At 73.1% G+C, this 17,293-nt stretch carries 18 protein-coding genes and 1 pseudogene; 11 read left to right on the forward strand and 8 right to left on the reverse strand.

Annotation, left to right across the window (positions count from 1 at the left end):
* The first annotated feature begins 56 nt into the window (after positions 1 to 56).
* The 5 genes from sigE (at position 57) to AC067A_RS00850 (ending at position 4,831) form a co-directional block, all read left to right on the forward strand.
* Complete coding sequence (gene sigE, locus AC067A_RS00830; protein ID WP_073809068.1) at positions 57 to 815, forward strand: RNA polymerase sigma factor SigE; 759 nt, start codon at positions 57 to 59, stop codon at positions 813 to 815.
* Complete coding sequence (locus AC067A_RS00835) at positions 812 to 1,738, forward strand: anti-sigma factor family protein (RefSeq protein ID WP_478612639.1); 927 nt, start codon at positions 812 to 814, stop codon at positions 1,736 to 1,738. The genes sigE and AC067A_RS00835 overlap by 4 nt, the downstream gene beginning before the upstream one ends.
* Before the next feature lie 78 nt (positions 1,739 to 1,816).
* Positions 1,817 to 3,595, forward strand: coding sequence for a S1C family serine protease (locus AC067A_RS00840; protein ID WP_478612642.1), 1,779 nt, complete (start codon positions 1,817 to 1,819; stop codon positions 3,593 to 3,595).
* Positions 3,596 to 3,686: 91 nt separating this feature from the next.
* Entirely contained in the window at positions 3,687 to 4,130 is a 444-nt protein-coding gene (locus AC067A_RS00845) for a sec-independent translocase (protein WP_478612645.1), read from the forward strand.
* 74 nt (positions 4,131 to 4,204) lie between these two features.
* A complete protein-coding gene (locus AC067A_RS00850; RefSeq protein ID WP_478612647.1) occupies positions 4,205 to 4,831 on the forward strand; it encodes a hypothetical protein in 627 nt (208 codons plus the stop codon).
* A 57-nt stretch (positions 4,832 to 4,888) separates the two neighbouring features.
* Here AC067A_RS00850 and AC067A_RS00855 read toward each other — a convergent pair whose 3' ends face one another.
* The 3 genes from AC067A_RS00855 to AC067A_RS00865 are packed head-to-tail and all read right to left on the reverse strand — an operon-like array spanning position 4,889 to position 7,897.
* Positions 4,889 to 6,022, reverse strand: coding sequence for an Mrp/NBP35 family ATP-binding protein (locus AC067A_RS00855; RefSeq protein WP_453896637.1), 1,134 nt, complete (start codon positions 6,020 to 6,022; stop codon positions 4,889 to 4,891).
* 44 nt (positions 6,023 to 6,066) lie between these two features.
* Positions 6,067 to 6,624: a DUF1003 domain-containing protein gene (locus tag AC067A_RS00860; RefSeq protein WP_478612652.1), complete on the reverse strand. Its 558-nt coding sequence runs from the start codon at positions 6,622 to 6,624 to the stop codon at positions 6,067 to 6,069.
* Complete coding sequence (locus AC067A_RS00865) at positions 6,614 to 7,897, reverse strand: magnesium transporter MgtE N-terminal domain-containing protein (protein WP_478612655.1); 1,284 nt, start codon at positions 7,895 to 7,897, stop codon at positions 6,614 to 6,616. The genes AC067A_RS00860 and AC067A_RS00865 overlap by 11 nt, the downstream gene beginning before the upstream one ends.
* 291 nt (positions 7,898 to 8,188) lie before the next feature.
* On the opposite strand from AC067A_RS00865, the gene AC067A_RS00870 reads away from it, so the two are divergent.
* Positions 8,189 to 8,947, forward strand: coding sequence for a hypothetical protein (locus AC067A_RS00870; protein ID WP_478613471.1), 759 nt, complete (start codon positions 8,189 to 8,191; stop codon positions 8,945 to 8,947).
* 16 nt (positions 8,948 to 8,963) lie between these two features.
* Here AC067A_RS00870 and AC067A_RS00875 read toward each other — a convergent pair whose 3' ends face one another.
* Positions 8,964 to 9,473: a hypothetical protein gene (locus AC067A_RS00875; RefSeq protein WP_478612657.1), complete on the reverse strand. Its 510-nt coding sequence runs from the start codon at positions 9,471 to 9,473 to the stop codon at positions 8,964 to 8,966.
* 35 nt (positions 9,474 to 9,508) lie between these two features.
* On the reverse strand, positions 9,509 to 10,636 hold the full coding sequence (locus AC067A_RS00880; RefSeq protein WP_478612660.1) for a magnesium and cobalt transport protein CorA: 1,128 nt from the start codon (positions 10,634 to 10,636) through the stop codon (positions 9,509 to 9,511).
* 417 nt (positions 10,637 to 11,053) lie between these two features.
* Between AC067A_RS00880 and AC067A_RS00885 the strand changes: the two genes are divergently transcribed.
* The 4 genes from AC067A_RS00885 to AC067A_RS00900 all read left to right on the forward strand — a co-directional run bounded on the left by AC067A_RS00885 (position 11,054) and on the right by AC067A_RS00900 (position 14,305).
* The gene (locus AC067A_RS00885; RefSeq protein ID WP_478612662.1) at positions 11,054 to 11,638 is read left to right on the forward strand and encodes a suppressor of fused domain protein; all 585 of its coding nucleotides are present in this window, start codon (positions 11,054 to 11,056) and stop codon (positions 11,636 to 11,638) included.
* Positions 11,639 to 11,781: 143 nt separating this feature from the next.
* Entirely contained in the window at positions 11,782 to 12,420 is a 639-nt protein-coding gene (locus AC067A_RS00890) for a DUF6758 family protein (RefSeq protein WP_478612665.1), read from the forward strand.
* A 181-nt stretch (positions 12,421 to 12,601) separates the two neighbouring features.
* Positions 12,602 to 13,462, forward strand: coding sequence for a PHP domain-containing protein (locus AC067A_RS00895; protein WP_478613473.1), 861 nt, complete (start codon positions 12,602 to 12,604; stop codon positions 13,460 to 13,462).
* 237 nt (positions 13,463 to 13,699) lie between these two features.
* Positions 13,700 to 14,305 carry a MarC family protein gene (locus AC067A_RS00900; protein WP_386256166.1) on the forward strand — a complete coding sequence of 202 codons (606 nt, stop codon included), beginning with the start codon at positions 13,700 to 13,702 and terminating at the stop codon, positions 14,303 to 14,305.
* A gap of 100 nt (positions 14,306 to 14,405) precedes the next feature.
* Here the strand turns inward: AC067A_RS00900 and AC067A_RS00905 are convergent, their stop codons facing one another.
* A complete protein-coding gene (locus tag AC067A_RS00905; RefSeq protein WP_017239951.1) occupies positions 14,406 to 14,558 on the reverse strand; it encodes a hypothetical protein in 153 nt (50 codons plus the stop codon).
* Between the two features lie 176 nt (positions 14,559 to 14,734).
* Between AC067A_RS00905 and AC067A_RS00910 the strand changes: the two genes are divergently transcribed.
* Positions 14,735 to 15,664 (forward strand): NYN domain-containing protein, encoded by a 930-nt coding sequence (locus AC067A_RS00910; RefSeq protein ID WP_478612671.1) that lies wholly within the window; start codon positions 14,735 to 14,737, stop codon positions 15,662 to 15,664.
* Here the strand turns inward: AC067A_RS00910 and AC067A_RS00915 are convergent.
* Together AC067A_RS00915 and AC067A_RS00920 are read right to left on the reverse strand one after the other, a co-directional pair.
* Positions 15,648 to 16,553: an alpha/beta fold hydrolase gene (locus tag AC067A_RS00915; protein ID WP_478612674.1), complete on the reverse strand. Its 906-nt coding sequence runs from the start codon at positions 16,551 to 16,553 to the stop codon at positions 15,648 to 15,650. The genes AC067A_RS00910 and AC067A_RS00915 overlap by 17 nt on opposite strands.
* A gap of 388 nt (positions 16,554 to 16,941) precedes the next feature.
* Positions 16,942 to 17,293 (reverse strand): annotated as a pseudogene (locus tag AC067A_RS00920) (DEAD/DEAH box helicase); the annotation flags it as partial.

Consider the following 17,293-nt stretch of genomic DNA (forward strand, 5'->3'; position numbering starts at 1 on the left):
ACCCGGTTCCAAATTCGCGTAAAGATTCTTATCCGGAGCTAACGGGCGGGGTGGCTATGGTAGGGGCTCCACTGGACACCACCAGAGCCGACAGGGGAGGTGCGGCTGCGCCTGGGGATCGGGGAGGAGTGCTTCGGCGTCTTCTCAGGTCGGCGGGTGAGCCGAAATCCGTGACCGACACCGCTGACCGTTTCCGCACCACCGACTCCGCTCCCACCACCGCGACCTTCGCATCGGATGCGGAATCGCAGGCGTGGACCCCTCCCACCTGGGAGGAGATCGTCAGCACGCACAGTGGCCGGGTCTACCGCCTGGCCTACCGCCTCACGGGCAACCAGCACGACGCCGAGGACCTGACGCAGGAGGTCTTCGTCCGCGTCTTCCGCTCGCTGTCGACGTACACGCCGGGCACCTTCGAGGGCTGGCTCCACCGCATCACCACCAACCTCTTCCTCGACATGGTCCGCCGCAAGCAGCGCATCCGCTTCGACGCGCTCGCCGACGACGCGGCCGAGCGGCTGCCCAGCCGTGAGCCCTCGCCGCAGCAGGTCTTCAACGACACGCACTTCGACGCCGACGTGCAGCAGGCCCTCGACACCCTCGCGCCCGAGTTCCGTGCCGCGGTCGTCCTCTGCGACATCGAAGGACTGTCGTACGAGGAGATCGCCGCGACCCTCGGCGTGAAGCTCGGCACCGTCCGCAGCCGGATCCACCGCGGGCGCTCCCACCTCCGCAAGGCGCTCAAGCACCGCTCGCCCGAGGCCCGGGCGGAGCGTGCGCTCGCATCCGTCGGATGGGAGGCAGGGACAGCGTGAGCGGCACACGTCCCTCGTCGCCGACCCCCGCGGAACACCACCTCGGGGACCGGCTGGCCGCCCTCGTCGACGGCGAACTCGGCCACGACGCCCGCGAGCGGGTCCTGGCGCACCTCGCGACCTGCCCCCGCTGCAAGGCGGAGGCGGACGCGCAGCGCACCCTCAAGAGCGTCTTCGCCTCCGCGGCGCCCCCACCTCCCTCGGAGGGCTTCCTCGCCCGGCTCCAGGGCCTCCCCGGCGACCCGCCGGGCGGCTCCGGAGGTCCCGGCGGCTCCGGAGGTCCCGGCGTGCCCCGGGGGCGGCTCGAAGAGCTGCTCGCCGGCGGAGTGAGGTCCGACGGCTTCGCCACCGCGGTCGTCACCCCGCACTCCGGCCCGGCCACCGGCTTCCGGATCCACGCCGTCGGGGAACGCTCGGGCGCGTCAGGGCGCGGCCGTCGCTTCGCCTTCGCCGCGGCCAGCGCGGTCTCGTTCGCGGCCATCGCCCTCGGCGGCACCCTGCCCATGGACTCCTCCGTGAGCGCGAGCGCGCGCGGCGGTCAGGGCACGGGCAGCGCGGTCACCCCGCTGCGCGCCACCGGCACCGCGGGCGGCGGCACGACCGGCCAGAGCACCTCGCGCGGCACGCGCAACGGCGAGCGCTACGGCGCCCAGTCCGTGGTCGCCGGGGCGCTGACCCCGTCGGCCCCGACGGCCGGCCCGCACGGTCCCGTCGCCGCCGCCCAGCAGGGCACGGCGCCGGGCGTCACGCGGTCCGAGGCCGCGCCGACGGTCGCCGTCGGGCTCCGGAACCCCACCACGCAGTCGCTTCTGGCCCTCTCGCCGTTCGTCCGGCCGACGGCTCCGGCCCTGCGGCTGGCCTTCGCGCCGGACCCCGGCCAGGCGTCGACCTCGACGGCCGTGCCGCTCGTCGCCCGACGCTGACCCGAGACCTGGTTGAATCCAGGGGCAGGGGCGCCCGACCCAGGGGCGCGTGGACGGGTCAGCGGTTGCGGGGAGAGCATGAACAACGGGAAGCCGAACTGGTGGAGCCGGCCGTCGAGCACACCGGAGGCGGCGCGGATACCCACGCCGCCGCCGGCCGAGGACGGCGACGGTGACTTCCCCCTGCCCGCACCCCAGCCGTCCGCGGCCCCGGACCAGGCCGCCCCGGCCGGGTCCCGGCCGGCGGACGACCTGACGGAGACGGCACCGGCATCCGCGTTCGAGGTGTCGAAGCCGCGGCCCCTGACGGCCGAGCCGCGGACGGCGCAGCCCCCGGCCTCCGTGCCGGAGCCCGCCCCGGTCGTCGAACCGACGACGTCCGCGCCCGCGGCGGAGGCCGACGCGGCGCGGCCCGCGCCCGCCGCGGACCCGGCGCCGGTCGCGGTCTCCGTGCCGCAGGCGCGGCCCGCGGCGCCCCAGCCGCTGCACGCCCCCGACGAGTACCGCACGCCGCCCTACGGCGAGCCCGGCCCGTGGGCACCCGCGCCGCCCGTACAGCGCCCGCCCGCCCCCGTACCGGCGCAGCAGGGTGTCGTGCCCCCGGCGCCGTCGCACCCCCAGCCGCAGCCGCAGCCGCAGCCGCAGGGGCCCGTGCCCCCGCAGGGCGGGTCGCCGTGGACCCAGTACGACCCGTGGGGGGCGGGCGGACCCGGGTTCGCGTTCGAGCCGGCGCCCGCGAAGAAGTCCCGCAAGGGCCTCGCGGTCGCGGGCGCGCTCGTCTTCGCCCTGATCACCGGCGTCATCGGCGGCGGGATCGGCGCGTACGTGGAGCGCAACGGCGGCCTCACCACCGTCGAGCTGCCGCAGGCCGAGGCCGGGGACACCGACCGCGCCCCGGACAGCGTCGCCGGGATCGCCGCCAGCGCCCTGCCGGGCGTCGTCACCCTGCACGTCAGGGGCAGCGGTTCCTCCGGCACCGGCACCGGCTTCGTCCTGGACACCAAGGGCCACATCCTCACCAACAACCACGTCGTCGACGGGGCCACGTCCTCCGAGGACATCTCGGTCACCTTCTCCAGCGGCGAGACCGCCCGCGCCAGGCTCGTCGGCAAGGACACCGGCTACGACCTGGCCGTCGTCCAGGTCACCGGCGTCTCCGGCCTCAGGCCGCTGCCGCTCGGGAACTCCGACAACGTCCGGGTCGGCGACCCCGTCGTCGCCATCGGCGCCCCCTTCGACCTCTCCAACACGGTCACCTCCGGGATCATCAGCGCCAAGGAGCGCCCGATCACCGCCGGCGGCGAGAAGGGCGACGGCAGCGACATCAGCTACGTCGACGCGCTCCAGACCGACGCCCCGATCAACCCCGGCAACTCCGGCGGCCCGCTCCTCGACTCCAAGGCCCGGGTCATCGGCATCAACAGCGCGATCCGCGCCGCCGGCGGTTCCGGCGAGGGCGAGGACGGCGCGAGCCAGCCCGGCTCCATCGGCCTCGGCTTCGCCATACCGATCAACCAGGGCAAGCGCGTCGCCGAGGAACTCATCAACACCGGCAAGGCGACCCACCCCGTCATCGGTGTGAGCCTCGACATGCAGTTCAACGGCGACGGTGCCCGTGTCGGCGAGAAGGGCAAGGACGGCTCCGCCTCCGTCACCGCCGGCGGCCCGGCCGCCAAGGCCGGGCTCCGTCCCGGGGACGTCATCACCAAGGTCGACGGCCAGCGGGTGCACAACGGCGAGGAGCTCATCGTGAAGATCCGCGCCCACCGCCCCGGCGACAAGCTGGAGCTCACCCTGACCCGGGACGGCAAAGAGCTGACAAAGACGTTGACCCTCGGGTCCTCGCAGGGCACCTGAGCGCCATGTGATGGACGCCGCGAGGTACCCGTCCGGCAGTCCGGGCGGGTACCGTGGACCGGGCCCTGGACCGGCGTGAAGGAGCTACTAGGTGTTCAGCGACATAGGCGCACTCGAGCTGGTGGCCCTCGTGGTGCTCGCCGTGCTCGTCTTCGGGCCGGACAAGCTCCCCAAGGTGATCCAGGACGTCTCGCGCTTCATCCGGAAGGTCCGTGAGTTCTCCGACAGCGCGAAGGAGGACATCCGCAGCGAGCTGGGCCCGGAGTTCAAGGACTTCGAGTTCGAGGACCTCAACCCCAAGACGTTCCTCCGCAAGCAGATGGAGCAGAACGAGGACCTCCGGGAGCTCAAGGAACTGCGCGGCAGCTTCGACCTCAAGAAGGAGATGAACGAGGTCGCCGACGCCGTCCACGGCCGCGCGGGCGCGCCCGCCGCGGTCAACGGTTCCGCGGTCAACGGCACTCCGGACCTGCTGAAGAAGCAGGACAAGCCGGACACCGGCGAGCGCCCTCCGTACGACTCCGACGCGACCTGACGACGGGCTGTCACCGCCCGGACGCGTCCCGGTGGCTATCCTCCCTCTGTTGACGGAACGAGGAGGCGGCCGAGATGGAGACCACGAGTCGGGCGGAGGACGTGCCCACGGCCCGGCGGACCCCCGAGGGCTACCTGCGCGCACCCTTCGCCTGGTACGGCCTCGACGAGGCGTTCACCGGGCCCCGCTGGCTGATGCAGGTCGGCACGGCGGCGGACGGCAGCGTGCAGCACGGTTCGACCGGACACGGTGACACGCCGTCCATAAAGTCCGACGCGAGCGGCGTGGAGAAGGAGCGCTTCGCCGTGGTGGTGACGGTCGCGGCGAACCCGGTACGACGCACCGGCGACGGCACGGGCGTCCTCGACGCCACCACCGTCTCCTCCGCGGCCTGGCTGGCCGGTTCCGGACTGCTCGTCCACACCTGGCCGGCCTCGCTCGACCACGCGACGCGCGACAACTGGCTCGACCAGCAGACCGAGACCGCCTTCGAACTCGCCGACGACCTCACCGGGCCCCCCTGGTCGACGCTGTCGCTGCCGGTGGACGGCGTGCCGGTGCCGTTCCACTACCGGGAGTCCGAGTTCGGCTGGGTCCTCGCCGGGTCGGCCCCGGGCGTCCACATCGGCGCGTACGGGCGGGGGATGAGCGCGTACGGGCTCGGCTTCTCGCAGATCAAGGACCTGGACGCGTACGCGTGAGCACATGACGCAGGGGCGGCCCCGGACATCCGGGGCCGCCCCTGCGTCGTACCGCTTCTAGAACTTGTTGCGGGGCGTGATGCCCAGGCTCATGCCCGAGAGGCCGCGCTGGCGGCCGCCCAGCTTGCCGGCGATGGCACGCAGAGCGGCGCCCGCCGGGGAGTCGGGGTCGGAGAGGACGACGGGCTTGCCGTCGTCGCCGCCCTCGCGGAGCCGTACGTCGATCGGGATCGAGCCGAGGACCGGGACGGTCGCGCCCGTGGTCTGCGTCAGGCCGTCCGCGACCTTCTGGCCGCCGCCCGTGCCGAACACGTCGACCATCTCGTCGCAGTGCGGACACGGCAGGCCCGCCATGTTCTCGACGACGCCGACGATCTTCTGGTGGGTCTGGACGGCGATCGAGCCGGCCCGCTCGGCGACCTCGGCCGCGGCCTGCTGCGGGGTGGTGACGACGAGGATCTCCGCGTTCGGCACGAGCTGCGCGACGGAGATCGCGATGTCGCCGGTGCCCGGCGGCAGGTCGAGGAGCAGGACGTCCAGGTCGCCCCAGTACACGTCCGCGAGGAACTGCTGGAGCGCGCGGTGCAGCATCGGGCCGCGCCACACCACCGGGGCGTTGCCCGGGGTGAACATGCCGATGGAGATGACCTTCACGCCGTTCGCCGACGGCGGCATGATCATGTTCTCGACCTGGGTCGGACGGCCGTCCGCACCCAGCATCCGCGGCACGCTGTGGCCGTAGATGTCGGCGTCGACGACACCGACCTTGAGACCGTCGGCGGCCATCGCCGCGGCCAGGTTCACGGTGACGGACGACTTGCCGACGCCGCCCTTGCCGGAGGCCACCGCGTACACCCGGGTCAGCGAGCCGGGCTTCGCGAACGGCACCTCGCGCTCGGCGCCCGTGCCGCGCAGCGCCGCCGCCAGCTCCTTGCGCTGCTCGTCGCTCATCACGTCCAGCGAGACGTCGACGCCGGTGACGCCCTCGACCCGGGAGACGGCCTCGGTCACGCGCTGCGTGATGGTGTCGCGCATCGGGCAGCCGGAGACCGTCAGGTACACCGTGACGGCGACCCTGCCGTCCGGTTCGATCTCCACCGACTTGACCATGCCGAGCTCAGTGATCGGCTTGTTGATCTCAGGGTCGTTCACCGTCGCCAGTGCTGCGAGCACCGCGTCTTCCGTAGCCATACCGACGATGGTACGGCGCCGACCACCGGGCCATGAAAGGCCTGTCAACGGTCGGGTACGTCACTTCCCCTGCCGTCGGCGGACGGGAATAGATCCCGGCGCTCCTCCAGCTCCTTGATCAGGTCCTGGAGCTCCGACCTGATCCAGTCGCGGGTCGCGACCTCGCCCAGGCCCATCCGCAGCGCCGCGATCTCCCGGGTCAGGTACTCGGTGTCCGCGATCGACCGCTCGTTCTGCTTCCGGTCCTGCTCCAGATTGACCCGGTCCCGGTCGTCCTGCCGGTTCTGGGCCAGCAGGATCAGCGGCGCGGCGTACGAGGCCTGCAGGGACAGCGCGAGCGTCAGGAAGATGAAGGGGTACTCGTCGAACCGCAGGGACACCGGCGCGAAGATGTTCCACCCGATCCAGACGATCACCGTCAGCGTCATCCAGACCAGGAACCGTCCGGTCCCCAGGAACCGGGCGATCCGCTCCGACAGCCGCCCGAACGCCTCCGGGTCGTACTCCGGCAGCAGCCTGGCCCGCCGCTCGCGCGGCAGGTCGAGCCGGATGCGGGACGCCGGCCGTTCGCGCTCCCGGTCCTGTGTGCGCTCAGCGGCCATGCCGGACCCCCTCCTCGTGGAACTCGGTCTCCCGCCAGTCCTCCGGCAGCAGGTGGTCGAGCACGTCGTCGACGGTGACGGCGCCCAGCAGCGAGCCGCTCTCGTCCACCACCGGCGCCGCCACCATGTTGTACGCGGCGAGGTAGCTGGTCACGGCGGGCAGCGGGGTCTCCGGTCCGAGCGGCGGCAGATCGCTGTCCACGATCGAGCTCACCAGGGTGAAGGGCGGGTCGCGCAGCAGCCGCTGGAAGTGCACCGTGCCCAGGTACTTGCCGGTGGGCGTCTCGTCCGGAGGCCGGCACACGTACACCTGTGCGGCGAGCGCCGGCGACAGGTCCTGCTGGCGCACCCGGGCCAGCGCGTCCGCCACGGTGGCGTCCGGGCGCAGCACGATCGGCTCGGTCGTCATCAGACCGCCCGCCGTGCGCTCCTCGTACGCCAGGAGCCGGCGCACGTCGGCGGCGTCGTCCGGCTGCATCAGGGTCAGCAGTCGCTCCTGGTCCTCCTCCGGCAGCTCCGACAGCAGGTCGGCCGCGTCGTCCGGGTCCATCGCCTCCAGCACGTCGGCCGCGCGCTCTTCCTTCAGCTTGCCGATGATCTCGATCTGGTCGTCCTCCGGAAGCTCTTCGAGGACGTCGGCGAGCCGGTCGTCGTCGAGGGCCGCCGCCACCTCGGCACGCCGCTTGGGGGAGAGGTGGTGCAGCGCGTTCGCCAGGTCGGCGGGGCGCAGCCTCTCGAAGGTGGCGACCAGGTTCTCGGCGCCCTGTCCGTGCTCCTCGAGGGAGAAGCCGGTGACGGCCGACCACTCGACCGTCAGGGTCTCGCCCTTGCGGCGCAGCGCCCCGCCCTTGCCGCGCCGCACGAAGACCTTGTCGATCTCCCAGTCGCGCCGGGCGGGCAGCTGCTGGATGGCGACGTCGAGGACGGTGACCTCCTCGCCCTCCCGCCCGTCGCTCTCCACGAGCCGGACCCGCCGGTCGAGGAGTTCGCCGAGGACCAGCCGCTCGGTGGGACGCTGCTCGAAGCGGCGCATGTTGACCACGCCGGTGGTGATGACCTGGCCGGACTGGACGCCCGTGATCCGGGTCATCGGCACGAAGACCCGGCGGCGGCTGAGGACCTCCACGACCATGCCGAGCAGCCGGGGCGGACGGCGTCCCACCCGGAGCATGGCGACCAGGTCGCTGACCCGGCCGACCTGGTCGCCGACGGGGTCGAAGACGGGGACCCCCGCGAGATGGGAGACGAAGATCCGGGGGGCGCCTGCCGCCATGCCACGCGCCTCCTCGGTGCCGCACGATTCGAGTCGTCGCAGAGCTTTGCCGGTGGTTGCAGAGCTTTGCCGGGTTCAGGCTAGCCCGTGCCGTTCCGGACCGCCCCGGCAGTGCCTCCGTACGGCTGCCTGCGGGGTCCGCCACCCGGCCCGGGTACGCTGCGGTCTGCCGTTCCCCCCTCGGCCCCCGCACCGGACCCGGCCGTTCCGCCCGGCCGGGAACGCGGCCGTCCACCGGCACCCCTCACGGGCCACGGCCCGTCGTCCCCCATGAAACGAGAGGCAGCGCAGATGACCGTCCGCACCCCGTCATCGCGTATCCGCAGGGCTGTCACGCCCCTGGCGCTCTGCGCCGGACTGACGGTGGGACTCACGGCCTGCGCCGCCGATCCGGACGAGGGGACGAACGGCGTCGGGAGGCTCTCGGCCCCCGAGATCGAGCAGAAGGCGCAGACGGCGGCGGACGCGGCGAAGGCGGTACGCCTCTCCGGCACCCTGGTCAGCAAGGGCGGCACCTTCAAGCTGAACATGCGCCTCAAGCAGAACGGCGCCACCGGCTCGGTGACGACGAAGAACAGCACCTTCGAGCTGCTGCGCGTCGGCGACGCGCTCTACCTGAAGGCCGACGCGGGCTTCTGGTCCCACGACGACAAGGCCGACGAGGCGCCCACGGAGGCGGACACCGAGGCCGCCGACAAGCTCGACGACATGTACGTGAAGGTGCCGCAGGGCGACCCCTCGTACAAGCAGCTGCGCGGCTTCACCGACATGGGCCTGCTCCTCGACGGGCTGATCGGCCTGCACGGCGAGGCCGTCAAGGGCGACCGCGACCAGATCGGCGGGGTCCGCACGGTCAAGGTCAAGGGCGGCGCGGACGGCGAGGGCGGCACCCTCGACGTGGCTCTGGAGGGCTCCCCGTACCCCCTCCAGTTCGCGCGGGGCGGCGGCGCGGGCGTCGTCGTGCTCTCCGAGTGGGACCGCGACTTCCCCCTCGCCGAGCCCTCCACGGAGGAGACCCTCGACTACGGCAAGCAGCTGCCCCGGACCTGAGGCCCGCCGGAGGCCGTCAGGCCTTGCGGCGCCGCTTGAGCAGCAGCTTCGGCAGCGCCGCCGGAATGGGGCGGCGGGTGACGGCGTCCGACGGCAGCGGGACGGCGGCCAGCGAGCCGTCCGGGAGGTCCGTGGTGGAGGCGCGCGGGTCGAGCCGCAGCACCCGGCACTCGCGCGCCCAGCGGTCCGGCATCGCCTCGCCGTCGGGGGCGTTGAGCCGCTTGCCCTTCAGCTCGGCCACGGCCGCGTCCCACTCCTCGGTGCCGGGGGAGAGCTCGCGCACGGCGGCGGTCCAGGCGACGAGCCGGCCGCCCTTGTCCTTGCTGCGGACGGTCACCTCGGCCGTACCGCCGTCGGCCAGGCCGGGCAGCGGCTGCTCACCGGGGCCGTCGCCGACGACGTGTGCGGCGCCGTCGTGCCAGACGTGCCAGAGCGCGCGGGCGGGCCCCGTGCCGCGCACCCAGACGAGGCCGGACTTCTTGGTGGCCTCCTCGACGAGGGCGCCGGGGAGCAGCGTGTCGGTCATGGCCGAAGCCTATCCGGGAGCACCGGCCCGGCCCCCTACAGCCAGCCGTTGCGCTTCAGGGTGCGGTGGATGGTGAAGCAGACCGCGATGATGCCGGTGAGCACCATCGGGTAGCCGTACTTCCAGTGCAGCTCCGGCATGTGGTCGAAGTTCATGCCGTACACGCCGCAGACCGCCGTGGGGACGGCGACGATCGCCGCCCACGAGGTGATCTTGCGCATGTCCTCGTTCTGGGCGACGGTCGCCTGCGCCAGGTTGGCCTGGAGGATCGAGTTGAGGAGTTCGTCGAAGCCGACGACCTGCTCCTGGACGCGGGCGAGGTGGTCGGCGACGTCCCGGAAGTACTTCTGGATGTCGGGGTCGACCAGGCGCATCGGCCGCTCGCTGAGCAGCTGCATCGGGCGCAGCAGCGGGGTGACGGCCCGCTTGAACTCCAGTACCTCGCGCTTGAGCTGGTAGATCCGGCCGGTGTCGGTGCCGCGCGTCGAGCCCTTCGCGGCCGGCGAGAAGACGTCGATCTCCAGCTGGTCGATGTCCAGCTCGACGGCGTCGGCGACCGCGATGTAGCCGTCGACGACGTGGTCGGCGATGGCGTGCAGCACGGCCGAGGGGCCCTTGGCGAGCAGTTCCGGCTCGCCCTGGAGGCGGTGGCGGAGGTTGCGCAGCGAGCCCTGGCCGCCGTGCCGGACGGTGATGACGAAGTCGGGGCCGGTGAAGCACATGACCTCGCCGGTCTCCACGACCTCGCTGGTCGCGGTGAGTTCGGCGTGCTCGACGTAGTGGATGGTCTTGAAGACGGTGAACAGGGTGTCGTCGTACCGCTCCAGCTTGGGCCGCTGGTGGGCGTGGACGGCGTCCTCGACGGCGAGCGGGTGCAGCCCGAACTCGGCGGCGATACCGGCGAATTCGGCCTCGGTCGGCTCGTGGAGGCCGATCCAGGCGAAGCCGCCGCTCTCCCGCACCTGGTGCATCGCGCCGCGCGGCGTGAGGCACTCGCGGTCGTCGACGCGGCGGCCGTCGCGGTAGACGGCGCAGTCGACGACGGCGCTGGAGGCCGAGTGGTCGCGGGTGGGGTCGTACGCGGTGTACGTGGTGGGGGTCTTGCGCAGGGTGTGCCGCAGGCTCGGACGGACGGCGGCGGTCAGGTCACGGATCATCGACATGGGCGTGCTCCTTCACGGATCGGCCGTCGGCGCGGATCGTGGCGCAGCCCGGAATGGGGACGGAGACGTACGTCGTCCACAAAGCGGGCGGCACCGGGGGTCGCGGTGACGGCGGTCGCTACAGACAGGGAAAGGCGAAGTGCTCTTCCGTCGAGCGAGATGCCGGAGGGGCGGGTCCGTGCCGGACCCGGACGTCACCGGAGGGAGCGCACCGAGCTGGGGTGCGAGGCGGCGGAAGAGCTGCTGGTACTGCCCGACCGACTTCGGTCCATCGCAGTCCCACCTCCTCCGGCCGGTCCCCTGTCGGGGATGACGTGTGACGAGCAGTCGGGAATCCCGACCAGTGGCCAACACTATCAGCCGACAGAGGGTCAATCCCTTACTTTGCCCGTTCCATACGCGATCTATGCTCCCCACATGGGAGAAGTTCTTGCACTGGTCGAGGCCCGACTGCGGACGGCACTCGGAGAACCGGACGCGCGGGCCGCGGTGACGTTTCTCGGCACGGAACGGATCGAGGTGCTCCGTTTCATCGACGGCGATCTCGTGCGGTACGCGACCCTCGGCATGTCCGCGCAGCCGATGGCCGACCCGACCTCCGCGCTCGCCGACCCGGTGAAGGGACCGCGCGCGGAACTCGTCCTCACCGTCCGGGCCGGGCTCGCCGACACCGACAAGGTGCTGCGCCCGCTCGCCGTGCTCGCCGCCACGCCCCAGGTCGAGGGCCTCGTCGTGGCCCCCGGCGCCTCGCTCGACGTCGGCGACCCGCTCTGGCCGGGCGCCTCCTTCAGCTCCGTCCTCGTCGCCGAGTCCGGCGGCCTCGTCGAGGACCTGGAGCTCGACGAGCCGATGGACCCCGTCCGGTTCCTGCCGCTGCTGCCGATGACCCCCAACGAGGCCGCCTGGAAGCGGGTCCACGGGGCGCAGGCCCTGGAGGAGCGCTGGCTGGCCAAGGGGACGGACCTGCGCGATCCCCTCCGCGGGTCCGTGAGCCTGGACTGAGGGCCGCGGGGCGCGCCCTCCGCCCGTTCGAACCCGCCCGGACCGGCGCGCGCGCCCACCGGTGGCGCAGGGCCCCGGCCGGACGGGTGATCGTCTGCGGACGTCCTTGACGTGGGGCGGAAGAGCTAGGACCGTGGAGCCCTATGAGGGGCGAACCCAGTTGTCCGAAGTGCGGTGGCCGGGTCAGGGCGCCCGGTCTCTTCGCCGACTCCTGGCAGTGTGACGTACACGGCTCGGTGTACCCGCTCCAGCCCGTGATCCCCCCCAGCGTCGAGGCGCTCGGTGTCGTGGTGAACCGGTCCCAGGTGCCGGTGTGGATGCCGTGGCCCCTGCCCGTCGGCTGGCTCTTCACCGGGGTCGCGTACGCGGGAGACGACCGCAGCGGCGGTCGCGCGACGGCCGTCGCCTGCTCGGGCCCCGGACCGCTCGGCGGGATCGGCGAGCTGGTCCTGGTCGCCGAGGAACTGGGCGTCGGCCTCGGCGCGCGGTACGCCGGCATCGACGGCCCGGACCCCGGCCCCGGCATGTCCATCGACAAGCCGCCCCAGACGAAGGTGCTCGCCGCCGGCCGCCCCACCCCGCTCTGGCACGTCAACGGCGCCCCGCATGACCGCGCGGTCTTCGCCGGCGAGGCCTGCGGCATGTGGCTGTGGGCGATCGTCTGGCCCGAGCAGTCCGGGCTCCTCATGTACGACGAGCTCGTCCTGACCGACCTCCGCGACGCCGGGGCCGAGGTCGAACTGCTCCCGTGCGGCGCACTCACGCCGAGGCTCCTCGGTTAGGACCCCTTGCCGATCAGGCCGGATCGGGCGTGATCGGCAAGACGCCCCCAGGGGGTGTCGTCCCGGCGCTCGCCAGGCCCTGCCCGGCGGAGGCCGCCTGACGTTCCGTACGGCTGTGTTCGATTCGCCCGTTATGCTGGAGCGTCCCCTCGTCCGTGCCGAGCCCCCGGAGTACCGCGTCGTGCGCATCGACCTGCACACCCACTCCACGGCTTCCGACGGCACGGACTCCCCGGCGGAGCTCGTACGGAACGCGGCCGCGGCCGGGCTCGACGTCGTCGCGCTGACGGACCACGACACCACCCGGGGCCACGCCGAGGCGATCGAGGCGCTGCCCGAGGGACTGACCCTGGTCACCGGCGCCGAGCTGTCCTGCCGGATCGACGGCATCGGCCTGCACATGCTGGCGTACCTCTTCGACCCGACGGAGCCGGCGCTCCTCGCCGAGCGCGAGCTCGTCCGGGACGACCGGGTGCCGCGCGCCCGCGCCATGGTGGGCAGGCTCCAGGAGCTCGGCGTCCCCGTCACCTGGGAGCAGGTGGCCCGGATCGCCGGCGACGGCTCCGTGGGCCGCCCGCACGTCGCCGAGGCGCTGGTCGAGCTGGGAGTCGTGCCGGACGTGTCCGGGGCGTTCACGCCCGAGTGGCTCGCCGACGGCGGCCGGGCGTACGTCGGGAAGCACGAACTGGACCCGGTCGACGCGATCCGCCTGGTGAAGGCGGCCGGCGGCGTCACCGTCTTCGCCCACCCGCTCGCCGTCAAGCGCGGCCAGGTGCTGTCCGAGGCCTCGATAGCCCGGCTCGCCGAGGCCGGACTCGACGGCGTCGAGGTCGACCACATGGACCACGACGAGGCGACGCGCGCGCGGCTGCGCGGGCTCGCGAAGGAGCTCGGGCTGCTGACCACGGGCTCCAGCGACTACCACGGCAGTCGCAAGACCTGCCGCCTCGGCGAGTACACCACCGACCCCGAGATCTACGGCGAGATCACCCGCCGTGCCGCGGGGGCCTTCCCGGTCCCCGGCGCGGGCGGATCCCGCTGAGAGGGCCGTACGTCCTCCGGCCGTTCCGGCCGCTCCTCCGCCGCTCCCTCGTGACGGCGGCCGGCCGTCGTGCCCGCCGCCTCCCGGGCGGGTGCGCGCGCCCCGACTCCGTCCGACGCCGCCCGTACGGCCCCGTGCCGTGCTCCGGTGGCGCTTCTCCTGCCCTGCTTCCGGAATCCCACGTTCCGATCCGCGGGGACACCCCACTGTTCGACCTCTCCCGCAAGGCACCCCACCGTGTTCGACGTCGCCGTCTTCGGCTCGCTGTTCCTCACCCTCTTCGTGATCATGGACCCCCCGGGGATCACCCCGATCTTCCTCGCCCTCACCTCCGGCCGACCGGCCAAGGTGCAGCGCCGGATGGCCTGGCAGGCCGTCACGGTCGCCTTCGGCGTCATCACCGTCTTCGGCCTGCTGGGGCAGCAGATCCTGGACTACCTGCACGTCTCCGTCCCCGCCCTGATGATCGCGGGCGGCCTCCTGCTGCTGCTCATCGCGCTCGACCTGCTCACCGGCAAGACCGACGAGCCGAAGCAGACCAAGGACGTGAACGTCGCCCTGGTGCCGCTCGGCATGCCGCTGCTCGCCGGCCCCGGTGCGATCGTCTCGGTCATCCTGGCCGTGCAGCACGCCGACAGCGTCGCCTCCCAGGTCTCCGTCTGGACCGCGATCGCCGCCATGCACGTCGTGCTGTGGCTGACCATGCGCTACTCGCTGGTGATCATCCGGGTCATCAAGGACGGCGGCGTCGTCCTGGTGACGCGGCTCGCGGGCATGATGCTGTCCGCCATCGCGGTGCAGCAGATCATCAACGGCGTCACCCAGGTGATCCAGAACGCCTGAACCCCTCGGGGACCCGCCCCGGACGCCACTGCGCCCCCGTACGGATTCCGCTGTCGCGGAGTCCGTGCGGGGGCGCGGTGCGTGGGGTGGACCCGACCTGTTACGAGGCCGAGGTCTCGGCGGGGCGGATCCAGATGCGCTGGCCGATCGCGGCGGCCTGCTGCACGATCCGGTTGACGGAGGAGGCGTCCACGACGGTCCGGTCGACGGGCGTGCCGTCGATGTCGTCGAGTCGCAGGATTTCGAAGCGCATGGGCTTCTCCCTTCGTCTGAGTTGATCCTCCAGGTGGAGAACTGCGTTACACAGGGGTCCAACGTGGTGTACTCCGGAAACATTCCTTACGCTAAGGAAAATTTTCGGCTGGCTAACTACTGGCGGGTAGAGAGGGTGTGGCGGCCGCGCCCCGACCGGCGGACAATGAGCCCCGTATGAACGACGCAGAGACCACTCAGGACACCGAGACCGACACCCGCCTGCGCGACCTCGACGCACGCCTGGGGCGCACCAACGAGCTGCTTCAGCGGATGCTGGCCGAGGTGGCCAAGACCCCCTCCACACACGCCATCTTCGTCGACGCGGGTTACGTCCATGCTGCGGCCGGGTTGCTGGTGGCGGGAACCGAGGACCGACGCTCCTTCGACCTCGACGCGGAGGGCCTCATCGAGGCCTTCATCGACAAGGCCCGCACGATCTTCGCGGACAGCCGGCTGCTCCGCGTCTACTGGTACGACGGAGCCAGACGCCGCATCCACACACCCGAGCAGCAGGCCATCGCCGAACTGCCCGACGTCAAGGTCCGCCTCGGCAACCTCAACGCCAACAACCAGCAGAAGGGCGTCGACTCCCTCATCCGCACCGACCTGGAGTCCCTCGCCCGCCACCGCGCCATCAGCGACGCCGCCCTCGTCGGCGGCGACGAGGACCTCGTCTCGGCCGTCGAGGCCGCCCAGGGCTACGGCGCCCGCGTCCACCTGTGGGGCATCGAGGCCGCCGAGGGGCGCAACCAGGCCGAGGCACTCCTCTGGGAGGTCGACAGCCAGCGCACCTTCGAGCTGGACTTCTGCCGCCCCTACGTCACCCGCCGCCCCGTCACCACGTACGAGAACGAGGGCGAGCCGCCGCCCTCCCGCGAGGAGGTCCGGTTCGTCGGCGCCCAGATCGCCGCGACCTGGCTCGGCGAGCGCGGCCGCGACCGGCTCGCCGAACTCCTGCCCAGCGCGCCCTACCTGCCGGGACCCGTCGACCAGGACCTGCTCGTCGAGGCGGAGCGCCTGCTCAGCCGCTCCCTGCGCGGACACGCCTCGCTCCGGCGCGCCCTGCGGGACGGCTTCTGGCAGCACCTCAAGGCGCAGTACTGACCTCGGTGGCGGCGCCGTCGCCGGCGGGAGCGTCCGCCCGCTCCCAGAAGGCGGTGAGGCGGTCGGTCAGCTCCACCGGGTGCGACACGTTGGGGGAGTGGCCCGCGCCCGCCACCACCGTGTGGTGCGCGCCGATGCGGACCGCCGTCGCCGACAGGTCCGCCGGGGACCAGACGGCCTCGTCCGCCCCGTACGCGATGTGCAGCGGCATCCGCAGCCCGGCCAGCTCCTCCGTACCGTCCCGACCGTGCACCAGCAGCCGCCCCGCTCCCGCGAGTTGGGCGATCCTGGTCCCCGTCCAGCGGCGCCGCAGGAACTCCGTGATCTCCGGCGCGTCCGCCGCCCCCGGCTCCTCGCCCCGGCTGTCCAGCCGGCACATCGCCTGCCACACGCGCTCCTTCGGGAGCAGCGCGAGCGCACCGCGCAGCACCCGCACCCGGACCCGCTGCGGCCTGGCGACCGGCCCGGGACCCGAGGACAGCAGCGTCAGCGAGCGGAACGCGTCCGGCGCCAGCGCCGCCGCGGCCCGCGCCACCAGCCCGCCGAAGGAATGGCCGACCAGATGGACGGGCCCGTCGCCGAGCGCCGCCGCCTGCGCCACCGCGTCCAGCGCGAGCGCCCTGCGCCGGTACGCCCTCCGGCCCCGCGGCCCCGGCGTCTCGTGCTGCCCCCGCCCGTCCACGGCCACGGCCCGGTACCCGGCCCCGCCCAGCGGCTCCAGCAGCGCAAGGAAGTCCTCCTTGCTGCCCGTGTACCCCGGCAGCAGCAGCACCGTCCCCCGCCGCTCGCCCGCCGGCACCGCGTCCAGCACGGCGAACTCGCCCCGCGCGGTCACCAACCGGCGTGCGCGGGTACGGGGCGGCAGGACGAGTGAACGCGGCTTGCTCATATCTGGACTGTAACGGCGCGGGAGCCGGGGGGCCGACCGGGTGCGTGCGGGGCCGCGGTAGCGCCCCGGCCACCGGGAACACGGCGCGGGGGCCGGTCCGGGAGGGGGGCCGGCCACGGGTTTCGAGGGCCGGTCCGGCCGTCGGGGGGACGGCGCGCGCGGGTCCGGCGCGCGGGTCCGGCCGTCGGCTTCGAGGGCCGGTACGACTCCCGGGGAGACTGCCCGGGGGCTGGTCCGGAAGGGGCGCGGGCTGCCTTGCCCGGGATCCGGGCGCGGGTTCCGGTCCCGGCTTCGGGCGTACGGGGGCGGGGGCGGAGCCCGGAAAAGGCCGTGCGGCCCGGCCCCTGGGGAGGGGCGGGCCGCACGGGTGGAGCGGGGTCGGACGGGATCAGCCCTCGGGCTGGGCCGCCGCCTTCTTGGTGGTGCGACGGCGAGGAGCCTTGGGGGCCTCCTCGGCCACCGGCGCCTCGGCCGCCGCGGCCTTCGTCGTACGACGACGGGTCGGCGTCTTCGGCTCGGAAGCGTCGGGCGCCTCGGCGACGACCGCCTTCTTCGTCGTGCGGCGACGGGGAGCCTTGGGGGCCTCCTCGGTCACCGGCGCCTCGGCGACGGCCTCCGCGACGGCCGCCTTCTTGGCCATGCGGCGGCGCGGGGCGGCCTTGGGGGCCTCCTCGGCGACGGGCTCGGCGGCCGGGGCCTCGGCGGTAGCCGCCTCGGTGGTGGCCGGGGAGCCGGTGGCC

The organism is Streptomyces sp. NPDC043176 (genome assembly GCF_056436715.1).